At 60.9% G+C, this 17,399-nt stretch carries 14 protein-coding genes, 1 tRNA gene and 2 rRNA genes; 11 read left to right on the forward strand and 6 right to left on the reverse strand.

Annotation, left to right across the window (positions count from 1 at the left end):
- The first annotated feature begins 28 nt into the window (after window positions 1-28).
- From EBBID32_RS09745 to EBBID32_RS09765, 5 genes are all read left to right on the forward strand, one after another.
- Window positions 29-2,838, forward strand: a 23S ribosomal RNA gene (locus EBBID32_RS09745).
- A gap of 154 nt (window positions 2,839-2,992) precedes the next feature.
- A 5S ribosomal RNA gene (rrf, locus tag EBBID32_RS09750) occupies window positions 2,993-3,107 on the forward strand.
- Between the two features lie 94 nt (window positions 3,108-3,201).
- Window positions 3,202-3,278 (forward strand) — tRNA-Met (locus EBBID32_RS09755).
- A 358-nt stretch (window positions 3,279-3,636) separates the two neighbouring features.
- Window positions 3,637-4,719 carry an IS5 family transposase gene (locus tag EBBID32_RS09760; protein ID WP_006954971.1) on the forward strand — a complete coding sequence of 361 codons (1,083 nt, stop codon included), beginning with the start codon at window positions 3,637-3,639 and terminating at the stop codon, window positions 4,717-4,719.
- Window positions 4,720-4,851: 132 nt separating this feature from the next.
- Window positions 4,852-6,066 (forward strand): IS256-like element ISSpma2 family transposase, encoded by a 1,215-nt coding sequence (locus tag EBBID32_RS09765; RefSeq protein WP_006954973.1) that lies wholly within the window; start codon window positions 4,852-4,854, stop codon window positions 6,064-6,066.
- A gap of 284 nt (window positions 6,067-6,350) precedes the next feature.
- On the opposite strand, the gene EBBID32_RS09770 is transcribed toward EBBID32_RS09765, so the two are convergent.
- The 5 genes from EBBID32_RS09770 to EBBID32_RS09790 are packed head-to-tail and all read right to left on the reverse strand — an operon-like array spanning window position 6,351 to window position 13,296.
- Window positions 6,351-7,148, reverse strand: a complete 798-nt coding sequence (locus EBBID32_RS09770) for a TIGR02391 family protein (protein ID WP_006954975.1) — start codon at window positions 7,146-7,148, stop codon at window positions 6,351-6,353.
- A gap of 18 nt (window positions 7,149-7,166) precedes the next feature.
- Window positions 7,167-10,808 (reverse strand): DEAD/DEAH box helicase, encoded by a 3,642-nt coding sequence (locus EBBID32_RS09775; RefSeq protein WP_006954977.1) that lies wholly within the window; start codon window positions 10,806-10,808, stop codon window positions 7,167-7,169.
- Complete coding sequence (locus tag EBBID32_RS09780) at window positions 10,808-11,761, reverse strand: hypothetical protein (RefSeq protein ID WP_006954980.1); 954 nt, start codon at window positions 11,759-11,761, stop codon at window positions 10,808-10,810. Before EBBID32_RS09780 ends, EBBID32_RS09775 begins: the two co-directional genes overlap by 1 nt.
- A complete protein-coding gene (locus EBBID32_RS09785; protein WP_006954982.1) occupies window positions 11,754-12,626 on the reverse strand; it encodes a nucleotidyl transferase AbiEii/AbiGii toxin family protein in 873 nt (290 codons plus the stop codon). Before EBBID32_RS09785 ends, EBBID32_RS09780 begins: the two co-directional genes overlap by 8 nt.
- Entirely contained in the window at window positions 12,619-13,296 is a 678-nt protein-coding gene (locus EBBID32_RS09790) for a type IV toxin-antitoxin system AbiEi family antitoxin domain-containing protein (protein ID WP_006954983.1), read from the reverse strand. The genes EBBID32_RS09785 and EBBID32_RS09790 overlap by 8 nt, the downstream gene beginning before the upstream one ends.
- 230 nt (window positions 13,297-13,526) lie before the next feature.
- On the opposite strand from EBBID32_RS09790, the gene EBBID32_RS09795 reads away from it, so the two are divergent.
- The 5 genes from EBBID32_RS09795 to EBBID32_RS09815 are packed head-to-tail and all read left to right on the forward strand — an operon-like array spanning window position 13,527 to window position 16,789.
- Window positions 13,527-14,510, forward strand: a complete 984-nt coding sequence (locus EBBID32_RS09795; RefSeq protein ID WP_006954985.1) for an ArdC family protein — start codon at window positions 13,527-13,529, stop codon at window positions 14,508-14,510.
- Window positions 14,507-14,908, forward strand: a complete 402-nt coding sequence (locus tag EBBID32_RS09800) for a DUF2958 domain-containing protein (RefSeq protein WP_006954987.1) — start codon at window positions 14,507-14,509, stop codon at window positions 14,906-14,908. Before EBBID32_RS09795 ends, EBBID32_RS09800 begins: the two co-directional genes overlap by 4 nt.
- Window positions 14,908-16,140, forward strand: coding sequence for a hypothetical protein (locus tag EBBID32_RS09805; protein WP_006954989.1), 1,233 nt, complete (start codon window positions 14,908-14,910; stop codon window positions 16,138-16,140). The genes EBBID32_RS09800 and EBBID32_RS09805 overlap by 1 nt, the downstream gene beginning before the upstream one ends.
- Window positions 16,137-16,523, forward strand: coding sequence for a hypothetical protein (locus EBBID32_RS09810; RefSeq protein ID WP_006954991.1), 387 nt, complete (start codon window positions 16,137-16,139; stop codon window positions 16,521-16,523). Before EBBID32_RS09805 ends, EBBID32_RS09810 begins: the two co-directional genes overlap by 4 nt.
- A 56-nt stretch (window positions 16,524-16,579) precedes the next feature.
- Window positions 16,580-16,789 (forward strand): hypothetical protein, encoded by a 210-nt coding sequence (locus EBBID32_RS09815; RefSeq protein ID WP_006954992.1) that lies wholly within the window; start codon window positions 16,580-16,582, stop codon window positions 16,787-16,789.
- On the opposite strand, the gene EBBID32_RS09820 is transcribed toward EBBID32_RS09815, so the two are convergent.
- Window positions 16,773-16,961 (reverse strand): DUF6771 family protein, encoded by a 189-nt coding sequence (locus tag EBBID32_RS09820; RefSeq protein ID WP_051093318.1) that lies wholly within the window; start codon window positions 16,959-16,961, stop codon window positions 16,773-16,775. The genes EBBID32_RS09815 and EBBID32_RS09820 overlap by 17 nt on opposite strands.
- Before the next feature lie 180 nt (window positions 16,962-17,141).
- Between EBBID32_RS09820 and EBBID32_RS09825 the strand changes: the two genes are divergently transcribed.
- Window positions 17,142-17,357, forward strand: a complete 216-nt coding sequence (locus EBBID32_RS09825) for a hypothetical protein (protein ID WP_006954996.1) — start codon at window positions 17,142-17,144, stop codon at window positions 17,355-17,357.
- The last annotated feature ends 42 nt before the right edge of the window (window positions 17,358-17,399 follow it).

A 17,399-nucleotide genomic window follows, 5' to 3' on the forward strand; every position in this document is an offset into this window, starting at 1 on the left:
AGTGTTGTCGTTGGTGGTGCGGACTCTCAAGCGTGAGGTAAGGGCATCTGGTGAATGCCTTGGCATGTACAGGCGATGAAGGACGTGGCACGCTGCGATAAGCGTGGGGGAGCCGTGAGCAGGCTTTGATCCCGCGATTTCCGAATGGGACAACCCACCTTCACCATTTAAGACTGGTCCTGATGCGTCTCTTAGGAGATTTGGCAGGCCCCGTGTTAAATGGGAGAGGTATCACTAAGCTGAATAAAATAGGCTTTGGTGAGGCGAACCCGGAGAACTGAAACATCTCAGTACCCGGAGGAAAAGACATCAACCGAGATTCCGTTAGTAGTGGCGAGCGAACGCGGACCAGGCCAGTGCCTGGATGTTAGTTAACAGAAGTGTCTGGAAAGGCACGCCATAGCGGGTGACAGCCCCGTATGTGAAAGCGAACATCCAGGACTCGAGTAGGGCGGAGCACGTGAAACTCTGTCTGAACATGGGGGGACCACCCTCCAAGCCTAAATACTCGTACATGACCGATAGTGAACCAGTACCGTGAGGGAAAGGTGAAAAGCACCCCGATGAGGGGAGTGAAACAGTACCTGAAACCGGATGCCTACAAGCAGTGGGAGGGTCCTTGAGACCTGACCGCGTACCTCTTGCATAATGGGTCTGTGACTTAGTGTATCAAGCAAGCTTAAGCCGTTAGGTGTAGGCGCAGCGAAAGCGAGTCTGAATAGGGCGAATAGAGTTTGATGCATTAGACCCGAAACCCGGCGATCTATGCATGACCAGGCTGAAGGTGCGGTAACACGCACTGGAGGGCCGAACCGTTCAATGTTGAAAAATTGTCGGATGAGTTGTGCTTAGGGGTGAAAGGCCAATCAAGCCGGGAAATAGCTGGTTCTCCGCGAAATCTATTGAGGTAGAGCGTCGAATGATTGCCGTTGGGGGTAGAGCACTGGATGGTTGCGGGGGTCGCGAGATCTACCAACACTAACCAAACTCCGAATACCAACGAGTCTAGTTCGGCAGACAGACGGCGGGTGCTAAGGTCCGTCGTCAAAAGGGAAACAGCCCTAACCTACAGCTAAGGTCCCCAAGTCATCACTAAGTGGGAAAGCATGTGGGATTTCCAAAACAACCAGGAGGTTGGCTTAGAAGCAGCCATCCTTTAAAGAAAGCGTAACAGCTCACTGGTCTAAACAAGAGATCCTGCGGCGAAGATGTAACGGGGCTAAAGTGATGCACCGAAGCTTAGGGTTCAGTCTTTTGACTGAGCGGTAGCGGAGCGTTCCGTAGGCCGTTGAAGCGATCTGGTAATGGGTCGTGGAGGTATCGGAAGTGCGAATGCAGACATGAGTAGCGATTAACAGTGTGAGATGCACTGTCGCCGAAATTCCAAGGGTTCCTGCTTAAAGCTAATCTGAGCAGGGTAAGCCGGCCCCTAAGACGAGCCCGAAGGGGGTAGTCGATGGGAACCACGTTAATATTCGTGGGCCTGGAGGTGTGTGACGGATGGTGTAAATGGTCTGGGCTTATTGGATTGCTCCAGGCTGTGAAATCGTCCCAGGAAATAGCCCCTCCGTATAGACCGTACCCTAAACCGACACAGGTGGAATGGTAGAGTATACCAAGGCGTTTGAGAGAAGTATCCTGAAGGAACTCGGCAAATTGCCTCCGTACCTTCGGAAGAAGGAGGCCCCATCTATGCGCAAGCACTGATGGGGGGCACAGGCCAGGGGGTAGCGACTGTTTAGCAAAAACACAGGGCTCTGCTAAGTCGGCTTCAAGACGACGTATAGGGCCTGACGCCTGCCCGGTGCCTGAAGGTTAAGAGGAGGTGTGCAAGCACTGAATTGAAGCCCAGGTAAACGGCGGCCGTAACTATAACGGTCCTAAGGTAGCGAAATTCCTTGTCGGGTAAGTTCCGACCTGCACGAATGGCGTAACGACTTCCCCACTGTCTCCAGGATATGCTCAGCGAAATTGAATTCTCCGTGAAGATGCGGAGTACCCGCGGTTAGACGGAAAGACCCCGTGCACCTTTACTGCAACTTCAGAGTGGCATTAGGAAAGAGCTGTGTAGCATAGGTGGGAGGCTTTGAAGCATCGACGCCAGTTGATGTGGAGCCATAGGTGAAATACCACCCTGCTGTTTTCTGATGTCTAACCTCGCACCGTTATCCGGTGCAGGGACCCTCTGTGGTGGGTAGTTTGACTGGGGCGGTCGCCTCCTAAAGAGTAACGGAGGCGCGCGATGGTGGGCTCAGGACGGTTGGAAACCGTCTGTTAGAGTGCAATGGCATAAGCCCGCCTGACTGCGAGACTGACAAGTCGAGCAGAGACGAAAGTCGGTCATAGTGATCCGGTGGTCCCTCGTGGAAGGGCCATCGCTCAACGGATAAAAGGTACGCCGGGGATAACAGGCTGATGATTCCCAAGAGCTCATATCGACGGAATCGTTTGGCACCTCGATGTCGGCTCATCACATCCTGGGGCTGGAGCAGGTCCCAAGGGTTTGGCTGTTCGCCAATTAAAGTGGTACGTGAGCTGGGTTCAGAACGTCGCGAGACAGTTTGGTCCCTATCTGCCGTGGGCGTCGAAATTTGAGAGGAGTTGACCCTAGTACGAGAGGACCGGGTTGAACATACCTCTGGTGTACCTGTCGTCACGCCAGTGGCGCAGCAGGGTAGCTATGTATGGACGGGATAACCGCTGAAAGCATCTAAGCGGGAAGCCTCCCTCAAGATAAGATTTCATAGGACGGTCGAAGACCACGACCTTGATAGATCGGATGTGGAAGTGCGGTAACGCATGGAGCTAACCGATACTAATTGTCCTATTCGCGCTTAAACGGTTCACTTGTGAACCGCAGAGTCCCACCATCAATGACAGCTCTGGAAACAGAAACGTCGGACATGGTCGGTTGTTAAGCCAGCCCAGATATACATTTACCAAAACGTGCACGGTATCGATTAAAACCCCCTTATATGCGCCTGCTTCATTGCTTGGTGACCATAGCGTCTGTGACCCACCCGATCCCATCCCGAACTCGGCCGTGAAACCTGACTGCGCCGATGGTACTATTGCTCAAGCACTGGAAGAGTAGGGCGTCGCCAGGCATTGAAGCACGCGCATATATCGGATCACACAAAACCCATTCATGATCTCGATAAAAGGGCGGACCCAAAAGGTCCGCCCTTTATCCTTTGGTGACGCGGGATGGAGCAGCCCGGTAGCTCGTCAGGCTCATAACCTGAAGGTCGTAGGTTCAAATCCTACTCCCGCAACCATCTAAAAGCCCGTTAACTCAACGAGTTGACGGGTTTTTTAGTGCCCGGAATCCGGAAGCAAAAATCAGCCCCGGAATCATATCGGAATCACTTTTGAGGAAAGAATGGCGTAGTTTGCGTGCGCCTTGCTCGTGCGAGTGCGTGCAAAAAAATCTGCGGCGGGGTTCTGCGACCCTTCCGACTCGGGAAAGTGGCCCGACCGCGAACCGAAATCGGCGGCTTGGCAGTTGCCCCAAGGCGGATACGCCCGTTTCAACCATCTCTCTGGATCGCGGGGAGTAAAGTGGACGCCTCGAAAAACTCTGGCCTTTGAAGGTTGGATTTGATTCACTTCGCCAACGATGCGTCGGAGGCGGTAATGGCAGGGCAGCCGGGTTTCTTTGATCTTTCGGACCGGTACGAGGCGCTGAGCGCGGCGGGCGATCCGCTGGAGCGCTTGGGTTCGGTGGTGGATTTTGAGGTGTTCCGCGGTCCATTGATTGCCGCCCTGCGCCGGAGCGTCCGCGGTAAGGGCGGGCGCCCGCCGTTCGATCCGGTCATGATGTTCAAGATTCTGGTGGTGCAGGCGCTTTATTCCCTGTCGGACGAAGCGACCGAGTTCCAAATCAAGGACCGGCTGTCGTTTCAGCGTTTTCTGGGGCTTGGCCTCGATGGCACCGTGCCGGATGCGACGACGGTGTGGTTGTTCCGGGAGCGGCTTGTGCAGGCCAAGGCGATCGACCGATTGTTCGCCCGCTTCGACGCTGCGCTCAAGGATCGCGGCTATCTCGCCATGGGCGGCCAGATCATCGACGCCACGGTGGTGCCGGCGCCCAAACAGCGCAACACTGAAGCTGAGAAAGCAGCCATCAAGGAAGGCCGTGTGCCCGAGGACTGGAAGCCGGCCAAGGCCCGACAAAAGGACCGCGATGCGCGTTGGTCGATCAAGTACAGCAAGGCCAAGGTCCGGGAAGGCGCCGATCCGAAGGCGGCAAAGCCCGTCGATCTCGCCATCCCGATGTTCGGCTACAAGAATCATATCGGCATCGACAAAGCCCATGGACTAATCCGCACCTGGAATGCCAGCGCCGCCAATGCCCATGACGGGGCTCGGCTCCCAGGCCTGATCAGCAGGATCAATACCGGTTCGGGCGTCTGGGCAGACACGGCCTACCGTTCGAAGAAGAACGAAGCGTTCCTGGCAGCAGGCATGTTCAAGAGCCATATCCACCAGAGGCGCAAGCCAAGGCAGCCGCTGCCGGAACGGATCGCCAGGGCCAACACGCGGCGATCCAAAATCCGCGCCCAGGTCGAGCATGTGTTTGCGGGGCAAAAGCACCGGATGGGGCTCGTCGTGCGCACCATCGGTATCGCCCGCGCCACCATCAAGATCGGCATGGCCAACCTGGTCTATAACTTCCAACGCCTGGTATGGCTGTTAGCGTCCGCGCTCGTGGTGTAATTTCCGGTGTAGGCGATGGTGTATTCCGGGGTGGGGCATGCCCCACCCCGGAATGCGGCGTCGCTGGTGGCCACCGGGTTCATCGTTATGGTGGAGTTTGCACACTTCAACCGTGACGAAGAGGAGTTCCCGATGACCGAGGACAGATTACTGATCGAAGAGCTTGCTGCGAAGGGCGGCCAACCGGATTTTTTGCGCACCATCGCCGAGAACGTGCTGCAGCTGATCATGGAGGCCGACGTTGATGGCCTGATCGGCGCGGGTCGCCACGAACGCAGCAGCGAGCGCGCGACCTGGCGCAACGGCTATCGCGACCGTTCGCTGGATACCCGGGTAGGCACGCTGAACCTGAAAATCCCCAAGCTGCGTGCTGGGTCCTACTTTCCGGGCTTCCTTGAGCCCCGCAAGATGGTCGAGAAAGCGCTGGTTGCGGTGATCCAGGAAGCGTGGATCGGCGGGGTCAGCACCCGGCGGGTCGATGAACTCGTCCAGGCCATGGGCATGACCGGCATCTCCAAGTCCACCGTCTCCAAGCTTTGCAAGGACATTGACGAGCGCGTCCATGCCTTTCTGAAACGCCCGCTCACCGGCGAATGGCCGTATCTCTGGCTCGATGCCACCTATCTCAAGGTACGCGAAGGCGGGCGGATCATCAGCGTTGCCGCAATAATCGCCATGGCCGTCAACACCGAGGGCCGGCGCGAGATCGTCGGCCTGCATATCGGCCCCTCGGAAGCGGAGGTCTTCTGGTCCGACTTCCTGAAGGACCTTGTTCGGCGCGGTCTTACCGGCGTGAAGCTGGTCATCTCCGATGCTCACGAGGGCCTCAAGGGCGCGATCACCCGCGTCATGGGCGCCACCTGGCAGCGCTGCCGGGTGCACTTCATGCGCAATGCCCTGTCCTATGTGCCCAAGGGCCAGAACACTGTCGTCGCCGCCGCGATCCGCCAGGTCTTCCTGCAGCCCGATCAGAAAAGCGCAACGCAGGTCTGGCGACAGGTCGCCGACCAGTTGCGCACCCGTTGGCCCAAGCTCGGCGCCTGCATGGACGAGGCCGAAACCGACGTGCTCGCCTACACCGGCTTTCCCACCCAGCACCGCACGAAGTTACACTCAACCAATCCGCTCGAGCGGCTCAACAAGGAGGTCAAGCGCCGCGCCGACGTCGTCGGAATCTTCCCGAACGAAGACAGCATCATCCGCCTCGTCGGGGCTGTGCTGATGGAGCAGAACGACGAGTGGCAGCTCCAGCACCGATACATGCAGATCGAAGGCATGGCCGAACTCAACCAACCCATGATCGAGGAGGAAAATCAGCCCCTACACATCACCGCCAAAGCCGCCTGACGATGGCCCACGGCCACAGCCGAAATTACACCACCTTGACGGACGCGACCGTATGGCTTGAGGGGCGAACTGCGCCTGCATGACATCAAAACGGCCCCAAAGAGGAGCCGGAAACGCCAAGATCAGCCGGAAATCGGGCAAATAGCCAAGCCATTCATGCCTCCGGCACCCGTCCAGATGCGGTCACGACAAAATTACCGGGTTCTTCGAGGTGTCCAAGTGAGCGTCAGGCATTTGCTGACCGGGCAGCCTAATAGATCGCCACTGCTCAGCCTTTGCTGCGCCTAGGGATGCGATGTCCGCGTCGACCGGTCGAGACGGCGGTGGATCAGCGACACGATCGTCAGCAAATCCTCCGCATCATCCTTGGTCATCTCCCAATGGATGCGCGCCTCATGCGCTGTGGGATTCCTGAACATGCCAAACGTGCCTCTGACGAGATTGGCAAAGCCGCTTTGTTCGCTTCTCTCGCTGACCGTCGATCGGGAATTGATGGCCAGCATCGGAGATATCCCGCCAAGCGTCCGATCGACGAGACTGCCGCCGTCGTCAGTGACGCCGGTCAGGCGCCGCATCTTATCGGCTACGCTCTTCACCGCTTCCTGCACAGCATGAAAATAATTATCGGCCAGTAACTCCGCCCTGCAAAATGCAAGAACGTCGGCGTGAACACCGCGACCTTCCAGGTCCGTCCGTAAATCGCGCGCCCGGCGTTGCGCTTCAGGGAGGGTCGTCGCCTGCACTACGCTTTTCAGTGCGCCTGTTTCGTCAACGACAAGGCCGGCGAAGGCCAGCGCCTGATTGAGCGCAGCGCGCATCGGTTCAAAGCGATGGGGTTCGCGGCTGTAGCGTGCCGGACTCATCGCGAGCCGGATGAACTCCAGCACATGGGTCCTATTGCGCTTGCTGTTCTGACTTTCCGCGAACGCATTATAAATGCGTAACCGTTTCGTGCTCTGGCCAGGATCGACCATTTTGGCAGACTGAAGCAGAAAGCCGATTTCACTGTTCTGCAGGCCGTTGTCGGTGTCACCGAGCGCCCCCGCAATTGCCTCGAGTTGATCCTGCAAAAACAGCTTCATCTGCGTGTCTGACCTCTCTCAAACCGGTCGGAAGATGCGGATCACGGCCGCCTGTTTTCCTGTTGTGCGAAGTTCGAAATCGCTCCGGAAAGGTCCCCGGCCGTCCGGCTTTCTTCCATTCGAAACAGCAAGCTCAAAGCCGGCGGGATCAAGCCAGCGCATTCTTTCACCTTCCTCCACGGGTATGACCGCGTATCGTTGCCGATGGCCATTCGTACCGGTGAGGTCAGCGTTGAATAACTCCGGGGCTGTTTCGGGCATTTCCCGTCGCGGCAAGCTCGCCTGCCAGCGCTGGAAGAGTTGAGGGTCGATGCGATCTTCGCTGTCCGGCTCATCGATATCTTCCTCGATCCATGCATCGAATTCCAGGCGCCGGGCCGTGGCTGCTTCTCTGGTCCGCGCCAGTCCTTGCGAAAGGCAGAAGGCAACGAAGGGATCATGGGTGCCCCAACGCAGCAGTTCTCGCGCCCAGAAGCCGAACCATGGCAAGCCGGTCGTTTGCTTCCAGTCCGCCAGCGTCGGCGTGGTCACGGCGTCAGGCGCGCCATCGGACCAGGCTTTGGCGACAACAGCGCCAATCGCGACGCCCAGCCGGAATTCGAGATTGTCGGCCACGAAGCGTTGCCACGCGCGCAGGCTTTCCGCGTCCGGAGCTCTGGCGCCCGGCTCGTTCATCCACCAGCCCAGCACGTCATTCCATTGATCGAGCAGCGCCTGATCACCGAGGGTAGGGCGCACGCGGAATCCGAATCCCTTATCGCCCTCGAGAAGGCTGCCAATTTGCTCGAACAGGTCGATCCGCCCTTCGGCGTCGAGCGCACCATAGTCGACCGCGCCGGCAATCGAGGCCAGGATCTGCGCCGCAACCGCCTCAAAACGCCGACCCACCCAAGGCGTGAATCCATATTGGTAGAGGCGCTGCCGTTCGCCAGCGTCGGGATAGATATGCTGGATGATCCCACTGCCGCGACGGATGAATGCGACCTCCAGCCACGCCTCCTGCTCGGCCGCGACGGCCGTGAATGTCCTTGCCCAAAGCGCGCGTAACTGTTCTTCGGCGCGGGCGGGCGTCATCGCCCCCTCTTCATCGCGCTCCGTCTCGGCAAGCGCGGTCAGCAGCACGCTGTCGAGTTCATCCATCGCATCGGCGAGGCGCGATGTCGGATCGCTTGCTCCCGTCCCCGCATCGCCGCTGACGGTTCCCGGAGCTGTTCGCTCCAGCCAGTCCATGAAAGCGTCCGGCGCTATTCGCAGCAATTCGTTCGCCTTGCGCCAGATTCGAGTCAATAGCAGCGCCAGCGGGCTTTCGGCCGCATCGGCTTCCTGTTCCTCGGCGAGCAATCTGCGGGTCAGTTCCTGATACTCGGCCGTCCACTCGCGAAGTTGGCGTTCCTGAACGGGTCTGGGCGCCTTCGGCTTCGTCGAATTCGACGTCGTCGAAATCCGTGTCGGCAACGCCACCAGCGTCATACCCTCGATACCGCGTGCGGCGCCGGGTCGCCCGGCTCGACCAGCCAGGTTGCGGAACTCTGATGTAGAGAATGGCGCGACGATCGGGGCTTCCTCGACCGGATCCCAGGAGCGTCGCTTGAGTGAAGTCAGAAAGATAAGGTCGAACGGGAGATTGACACCTTCGGTCAGCGTGGCCGTCGCCACTGTAATTGGACAGATTTTCCGATCGATCATCTCGACCATCAGGCGGCGTAGCCGCTGCGGCATCTGGCCATGGCTAGTGGCGATGCCACGATCGAGCAGGAACAGTTCGAAAGAATCGGCCCCGCAATAATCGAGGCATGCGGCACGGGCTTCATCGAAGCGGTCGCCCAGAAATCCTTCCGGCCGCTCGAATTCGACGACCGCTTCCCAGGCGCCGAGGGCCAGTGCCTCGCTGAACCAGCGCATCGTCTGCTCGGGCTCCTGCGCGACCGAAATCAGGATGCGCTGCTCTTCACGGGCCAGATGTAGAGCCGTCCACAGGACGCTCAGGCTGTTGAAACGATTGAGGCTGTTACGCCATTGCGCCGCCAGCAGGGGCATGGGCGCGAAACGAAGCGGGAGATAGACGGGGTTCTCCTGGCCCCGCAGATAGAGCGGCTTACCATTCATGAGGTCGAGCAGGATCTGCCCGGATGATCCCGGCGCGGTTTCCAGCACACCGATCACCTGCCGCGTGCTGCGGTATCGGACGCCGACCGCCTTGGCTTCTGCATGTCCCTCGATCCATCGCGCCACCGGGCCGGATGCGCCGCCCGCTACTGCCGTCAGCGCAATCCGGGTGACTTCCGGGCGCTGGGCAAGGATTCGCGACACAAGGTTCTCGAGGCGGAGCGATCGATTGCTGTGGTCGGAAAAGCTGACGGCCGTCGCCTCGCTGGCTTCGGGCACGACCTGATGCGCTTCATCAATGATCAGCAGGGAGAGCCGCGCGATCAGCAGCTTGCCCAGATAGCGCAGCAGGGCATCGGCCTTTTCGACGGTGGCGATCAGGACCACCGGCTCTTCACTGGTCAGCCAGGCATCGGTAATCCCCCAGTCCGCACCGCCATAGAGACCGGTGACGATGACATCGCCACGCAACTCCGAACTGAGCTTGGCTTCCACCTCGCCAGCGAGCGCTCTTGAAGGGACAATGTAGAGCGCCAATGGCCCGAGCCCGTCCGGCGCTCTGAGCAGCAATTCCTTGATGAGGGCCAGATTGGCGACAAGCGTCTTGCCTGACCCCGTGGGGGTGCAAAGCGCGAAACTCGATTCCCGAAGAAGCCGTTCAATCCCATGAAGCTGGGACGTCCATAGGATGCCCCGATTGCGGCTGAACTGGTCACGGGCATAGCGTAGCAGCCGGTCGGTGCGTTCCGGACGCAAGGCAGCAAGGCGCCGCAGCGGGGTGAAAATCGATGCGGCGACATAGCGGTCTGCAACCTGTCGCATCAGCCCGATCACCAGCGCGGCATCATGGCTGAACAGCTGGTTGGCAAGGTCGTCCAACGCTCGCAGCTTGGCCATCGCGGGCGCCAAACGCTCATCGTCCCCGCGTCGAAGGCTGTCGGCGATCAGGCCGAGCGAGCGCACCAGTTCGACGGTCACGGTCCACAGGAAACCGGGCGTATCGTCTTCACCGTGCATGGCGGCGAATATGGCGTTCTCGGCGTCTGCGCTCGTCAGTCCGGGATTGGCTCGCCAAAAGGCGGCGCTCCGCTGCACGACCCTGTCGAAATCCGCGCGGAGGAAGGCGGAATAGAGGCGGACACCTTCATGCTCGCTCTCGATCTGATCCAGCAGCCCCGACGCCATCGCGGGCAAACCGCCTAGTTGGTACGCCGCAGCGGCGAGAAGTTCGATGGGTACGATGCCGCGCACGCCATCCTCGGCCCGCGAGAGCCATTCGAGAATTTCTCCCGTTCGCCGGTAGCAATCGACCGCTCGGGGGGATTCTCGGCCTTCGATTGTGCTGAATATATGGGCGGCGTGAAGAAGCCGGCGCGCGTCGTTCAACTGACTTGCCGATTCGCGGTCGCCCCAGCCAATCGTTGGAACCTGCCAGGTCGTCTGCAGACAGCGGACATAGGCGCGCGCCTGGGGCCGGGTGAGCGCGTTCTCGATTGCGAGGGCCTGCCGGATCTGTTCGGCCAGGACCAGGCGTTCTTCGTCAAGCGCAGCCATCAGCCCTCACTCCAGAGAAGGGCGTAGAGGTCATCGATCAGGCTGTCGCCATCTTCCAGAATGACCTCGACAACCTGCAGATCCCGTCCGGCCTTGTAATCGGCGGGCCTTTCCTCCCAGCCCACGACGGTCTCACTCGCCTCACGTTTGGCGGCGCCATTGCCGCAGATCACGACAAGGTCGGTTCGCTCGGGCTGTGGTCCGAGTTGCATGACAGCACGGTCAATCGATACGATCGTCGCCGCATGGCCTTCCCGGTCACGCTGTTCGAGCAGGAACTGCAATTGCCGCAGGCCATGTGGGATGGCTGTGTCCCGGTTCATCTCGAACCAGATCCCCTTGCCATTATGCTCGAGTTCGTTCGTGTCCGGATTGCGCACCTTCTTGCCGTGCAGCAGCGCCGCCACCGCCGATTCGGTCAGCGTCTTTCGCCACTTGGCTTCGCCGGCAATGACGCGGATGACTTCACCGCCGCCATTCAAGGCGATGCCGACAAAATCTGTGCCGTGGCGGCCATAGATTTCCCGCACACGTTCCGGATCGAAGCGCAGCGCCCAGAGATATTTCTCGACATCATCATGTTCGCGAAACAGAAAGATCGGCACGCGCCAGGCATGCTGACCGACAAAGTCTTCCTGATAGGCCTCGGTTACGAGGCCGGCCATCACTTCCCCGAACAGGCCCCTGAGCGCCTTGGACGGCAGGCAGTTGGGATAGGCGATGACAGGCGCCGCCGCACCGTCGGGATGCAGGCTGATGCCGATCTTGCGGTGGAAATATTCCCGGGCATCGAGATGCGCCGACTCGAAATAGGGGCGCAGCGCGGTGATCAACTCGTCATCGATTTCCTGCTGCTGCTCGAGCAGGAGATGGCCGTAATTGCCGCCGCGCACCGTACCATAGGCTTTGAGCCAGGCTTCGAGCGCTTGTTTGGGAGGTGGGCAGTCATGCATTGTCCGTCTCCCTCGAAAGAGGGGTTAACCGGTCAAGCTTGGCGAGGAAGAAGCGCTCGCTCCATAGGTCGAGCGATTTGGTTTCGGCGGGGCGCAGGAAGCGGCGTACATCCTCGGCCGCCGCGTTCCAGTCGATCTTCGCGATTGTGTCGCCGAGCGCCTGTTTGAGCCAGGGCATGTCGACGACGATGCTCTCGTCTCCTGCCCATGGGCCAGCCTGAATCAGCGCGGTGCGGAGCAGGGTGAGGTTGGGCGCGGTTCCCCTGGCGACATACCAGGAGAAATCATACCAATCCCTGCCCTTGAGGAAGCCGCGGCAGAGCAGGGCATGGATCTTGAGTGCGAAATTGGATGGCAGATCCTGGTGGCGCACTTCATGATCGGCCGGGAAGTCGAGATAGGTCGCATCCTCGTACGAGCCGGTGGGTGGGTTAACATCGATCTCCAGCTTGATCCGGATCGTCCGGGGTTTGCCGGTTCCCGCGAAGGACAGGTCGAGTTGGCTCGCGATCGAATCATTCTTGAGCAGGGCCTGCCGGATCGCGCTGTCCATCTTCGCTTTGGGCAGCGCGTCGAGTTTGAGCCCGAACTGCTCGAAGACCTCGACCAGTATCTTGAGATAGGGCGACCAGTCGAAATCCGGGTCAGGCACGCGCAACAGAAAATCCAGATCCTCCGAAAAGCGGGGCAGGCCATGCAGGATGCGCAGCGAGGTGCCACCCTGGAACAAGGCGACGTCGAAGAAATCGCCGCGCCACAGGGCATAGAGCGCGATCTCCTGGAGGATTTCCTTGACGGCATTCTCCTCCTCGAGCGCATTGACCGCTTCATATCGGCGCAGCTTTTCCTTGATGATGTCAATCATGGGCTGGTGATTGCTTTCTGGCCGGGAGTACGGTGCTTTCCAGCGCGGCGAGGAAGGCGTTGACTGCCTTGTGCTTGTACACGGGTTGGAGCTTGGCAAAGTCCTTGCGACGGAGCGCGGCAAGCCTGTCTTCCTCGATCCGCATTCCCTCGATGACCCAGTCGATCCCGGTCCATGGCTGCTTGCGCAGCGCGACGAGATCCATCAGCGCGCGCAGGGGCTGCGCGACGAACGCCGTGAGGTTGCCGATGGGGGTCCGATCAACGCCGGTCAGGAAGCGATAGTCGGCGATGGCGAGCGGGTGAAAATCGAAGGGGCCGAAGTCCGGCGTCTCATAATGCAGCGTCTTGCGCCCCGGCGAGACGCTGGCGGTGACGAAGACACCTTCGGGAATCCAGCCATGATAAGCGAGCGCGCTTTCGAAGGAGACATAGCTCCCGGGCAGCAGACTTTGCGCGATCGCGAAGGGATGGACCATCTCGCTGCGATAGCGTGATCCTAGCAGATAGGTGCCGCGCTTGACCCGGAGCAGCGAGCCATCCTTGAGCGCGCGATTGACCAAACCATAACGCCGCGCATCGCCGCCGCCGAGCAAGCGTCCCAACTGGCGTTCGCTCAGGATATGATCGGCGAGACCTGCCGCCTTAATCTGCTGTGCCAGGGAGGACATGAAGTTCTTGATACTTCCAAAATATGAAAGTTTCCAGAATTTCTTTGTCGTGGGCTTAAAGGGGAAAGCCTTCCCCTGCCGGGCAGCCACGCTTTGCGAGTCTCCCCGGACCCCTTCGAACGGGGCTCGCGCCCCGTAACGCCCCAATAGAGGGAGAGGAAAGCCGGTTGGCCGTGACGGGTTGAGGGTGGCGAGAGAGGCTCGCCGCCGGCCCGCCGCGGAGACAGGCCATGGCATCTTCACGCCGCACCCGCTCGACGACCGAACGGGTGAACCTCTACGAACAGATCACCAACCGCATCATCGCCGAACTCGAATCCGGGCGCGTGCCCTGGGTTCAGCCCTGGGGTTCGTCCCGCGCCGCGATCGGCATGCCCTACAATGCCGTCAGCAACCGGCGTTACAGCGGCCTCAATATCCTGACGCTGTGGAACGCCGTCGTCGAACGCGGCTTTGCCGGACACGCTTTCCTGACCTTCCGGCAGGCAATCGCGCTCGGCGGCTCGGTGCGTAAGGGTGAGCATGGCGTCGGCATCATTTATACTCGCCGCTTCATCCCCGGCGAAGAGCGGCGTCGCGCCGAGAATGAAGGACGCGAACCTTCGGGCGGCATCCCCTTCCTCAAGAGCTTCACCGTCTTTTCGGTCGAGCAATGCGACGGGCTTCCCGCCCATATCTGCGAACCGCCGCCGCCGATCCCCGAAGGGCTGATCCTCCCGCAGGCCGAGGCGCTGATCGCAGCAACCGGTGCCGATTTCCGCATTGGCGGAGCAATGGCTTATTATTCCCCGCGCCATGACTATGTGCAGGTGCCACGGCCGGACGATTATTTCGAGCCGGTGAACTGGCACCGGACGGCGCTGCATGAGCTGTCGCACTGGGTCGGCCACCCCTCGCGTCTCAATCGCGATCAGAGTGGTATCTTCGGATCGCCCGGCTATGCGCGGGAAGAACTTATTGCAGAGATTTCAGCAGCTTACTGCTGCGCTGCGCTGGGAATCGCACCCACCGTCCGACACGCCGATTATATAGGCTCCTGGCTTGAAATCCTCAAGGACGATCATCGCGCCATCCTGCGCGCGGCTAGTGCCGCGTCGAAGGCGGCTGACTATCTGCTCGCCTTCCGGCCGGAAGCGGTGCTTGCCGCCAATGACGACGATCCGGACCCCGATCCCGACTGCGCCATGGCCCTTGAAGGGAGGGCTGCGGCATGATCCTCCTGACCCCCGAATTGCGCGAGCAGCTTCGCGCCAACGACCTCGCCCGCATCGAAGCGCTCCGTAGCGGCGATCCTGCACCCGATCCCGTGCCGGTGGTCCGCTTCTTTAACCCTGTCGGTGCGGCCACCTGGCTTGCGACCGAGCTGGATGAGGACGACATTTTCTTCGGCCTTGCGGACCTCGGTTTCGGCTGTCCGGACCTGGGCAGTTTTGCGCTGGACGAGCTGCAATCGATCCGCTTGCCCTTCGGTCTCGGCATTGAGCGGGATACGCTGTTCGAAGGCGCGTTCCCGCTCTCGGTCTATGCCGAAGCGGCCTGCCGTGCCGGCTCACTGATCGAAGGCGAACGCATCCTCTACCGGGCTGCCAGGGCCGCGAAAGGCGGTGCGTGATGCGCTTCGCCAAATGGCCCCGGCCCACCGCCTATGAGGAGACGTCGCGCAAACGGGCCGCCTTCGCCCATAAGCAGCGCCGCGAGCGCGAGGCGTTGCCGCTTTTCGCCGACCTGATCGCCAGAGGGCAGCATAGCGTTGAGGAGGAGATGGCGCGCCGGGCCGAATGGTGGCCCCGCCAGCAGCAGGACCGGCGGGACGCGCGCGCCGCCGTCTGGCGCTCGGCACGGGCGAGCCTGTTCGCCTTTCCCGAAGCACAGCGCCGGACAATCCGACGGGCGTGGCGGGATTGTCCCTATCCGGCCGATCCCTCCAGCTTCGCGGACCTGTTGCACCATATCCGCATTGGCAAAGTCGATCCGGGACGGCCGCCGTGGAAATATCACGCCCGTCTGCAAGCGCGTGTGACGCCTGATCCCCGTTGCTTCGCCGATGCTTTCAGGCGCGTCGGTCAGCGCAGGATCGAGCCGGCACCCGGTCATGCAGCTGTCGAATGTCCGCAATATTGCGGCAATCTCGGCCATGGCATCCTGTTCATCGATGCTGTGCCGCCGGTCGAAGCCGACGGCCTTGCGACTTTCCATGTTCGCGGTGTCTGCACCGATGCTGACATTGCCCTGATCGGGCGGCTCGCCGAGGTCGAGCAAGGCCGTCCAATCCGCGTGGTGCGCGTCGATGTGCCGCACACCCGCACGGGCGGTTTCTCGCATCGGCTACTGATCCTCACCTGCTCGGCCACCAAGCGCCATGATCCCGGATGGATGCCGGCGTGGGAGCGCTATGACGGGCCGCTCTGGCAGACCTGGCGCAGCGTCGATCCCGATCGCAAGCGCGCGCGTGTCGGCTTCCTGTCGGCGCGCTACGGCTTCGGCGCCGGTGACCGGCCGATCGAGGACTATGACGCGCGTCTGTCGCCTGATCTCGCTGACCGGATGATTGCGGGTGGCATGACGACAGGCTGGCCGCGGCCGCCAAGCCCGAACAAACCCGACAATTACGGCTCGCATCCCGGCTCCGAGATCGCCAGCCTCTGCTATCACGGCACGCGGCCGTTTACCGACATCGCGTTGGTGGGCGGCGGCCTTTATCTCAAGGTGATGCGCGCCTTCCTCGAAGGTTTCCGCGAGATGCGCTGCATCACTCCCGATGGCGAAATCACCGAGATCAACGCCGGGATCGGCGTCATGCGCCAGCGCCTCCGCACCTGGCTCGAACAGGGACGCGGATCATGAGTGATCCGCGCGCCCGTGCCGGTCATAATGGTGGGCCGCCGCTCGACGATGAACCCGAGAGACTTCCGCCAGGTCCGCATTATTGTAAATATTGCCGATACTGGTCGCCGCCTTCCGAATGGGAGGCGCGCGCTTATGAGGCGCTTCAGCTTGGCCTGTCCAAACGGCGGGTCAAGCGGCCGTCGGGCACCTGCGACCGGGTGCTGATGCAGCATGGCAAGCCGCTCGCCTTTGCTGCGACGGTCGATACCTTCGGGTGTCTCAACTTCTGCGCGAAGCCACCCCCGCCAATCGTGCGCGGGCGGGGTTTCGTCACCATCTATGAAGGCGACCAGATCGTCTGGCAGGGCCATGAGGAGGATGTGCCCGACGAGCATCGGTGATCGGCCTCAGCCCGATCCATGCTATAAGAGCCGCGATATCGGCAGAGGATTCGCAGATGCCCAAGAACCGCCAGACCTTTCACGATCCACTGGACGAACTGCCGCCGGTGACGATCGAAATCCTCAAGGGCGACCTGTTGCGTTTCACCCAGGTCGACCGCGACGGGCGCACCAATGTCGTGACCTTCTCCGATCGCCTCGCGGTCCGGCGGGGCGTGTTCGATGCCGCGTCGCTCAAGGCCGAAGGACTCAGAGCGGAAGCCTGAACTGGTTGGGGTCGGGCGCGGGCGTTCTTTCCAGCTGTTCGATGATCGTTGCCGCAAGCGTGTCGGCGGCGCGTTCGCGCATCCGCTCGTCCGGCATCGTCAGTCCGACGCGTGCCCATCCCGGCGCCGCCAGCAGGATGGCGGACAGTTCATCTCTTTCGATTCGCTCCATGAAAGAAATGGAACATATCGAGAACATAAGGACAAGGCCAATCCGTCCTGGCGTGCTCGGTCCATGCCGGACGGACGATTTCAGGGTAAGGGCAGGCGAGAGATAGAGGGCAGCCGGGAGGTCTCGTGACGGGCAGGAAGCCGGGAGAGAGTCTCGCGGCCGCTCGTCATGGAGAACCCCATGACCCAATTTCCCTCTTCGCATTCCCTCCTTGCCCGCCTGCGCACCTTTGTCGCGGCCTGGCTGGTGATGGAGGTAACGCCCGACATGGACGCCGCCGACTATGAGGCGCGGGTCCACGAAACCCGCCTGTCGCCGGGCCTGTCCCTCTTGCTCATCCTCCTGGGCGCGCTCCTGTGCTGGGCGGCAGTTCTCGTTCTGGCCGGTGTGCTGTGAGGGTGAACGCCGGCGCTTCGGGCGAGCGGCGCGGGCCTGCCG

It is taken from the genome of Sphingobium indicum BiD32 (assembly GCF_000382885.1).
GTDB classification, from domain to species: Bacteria; Pseudomonadota; Alphaproteobacteria; order Sphingomonadales; family Sphingomonadaceae; genus Sphingobium; species Sphingobium japonicum_C.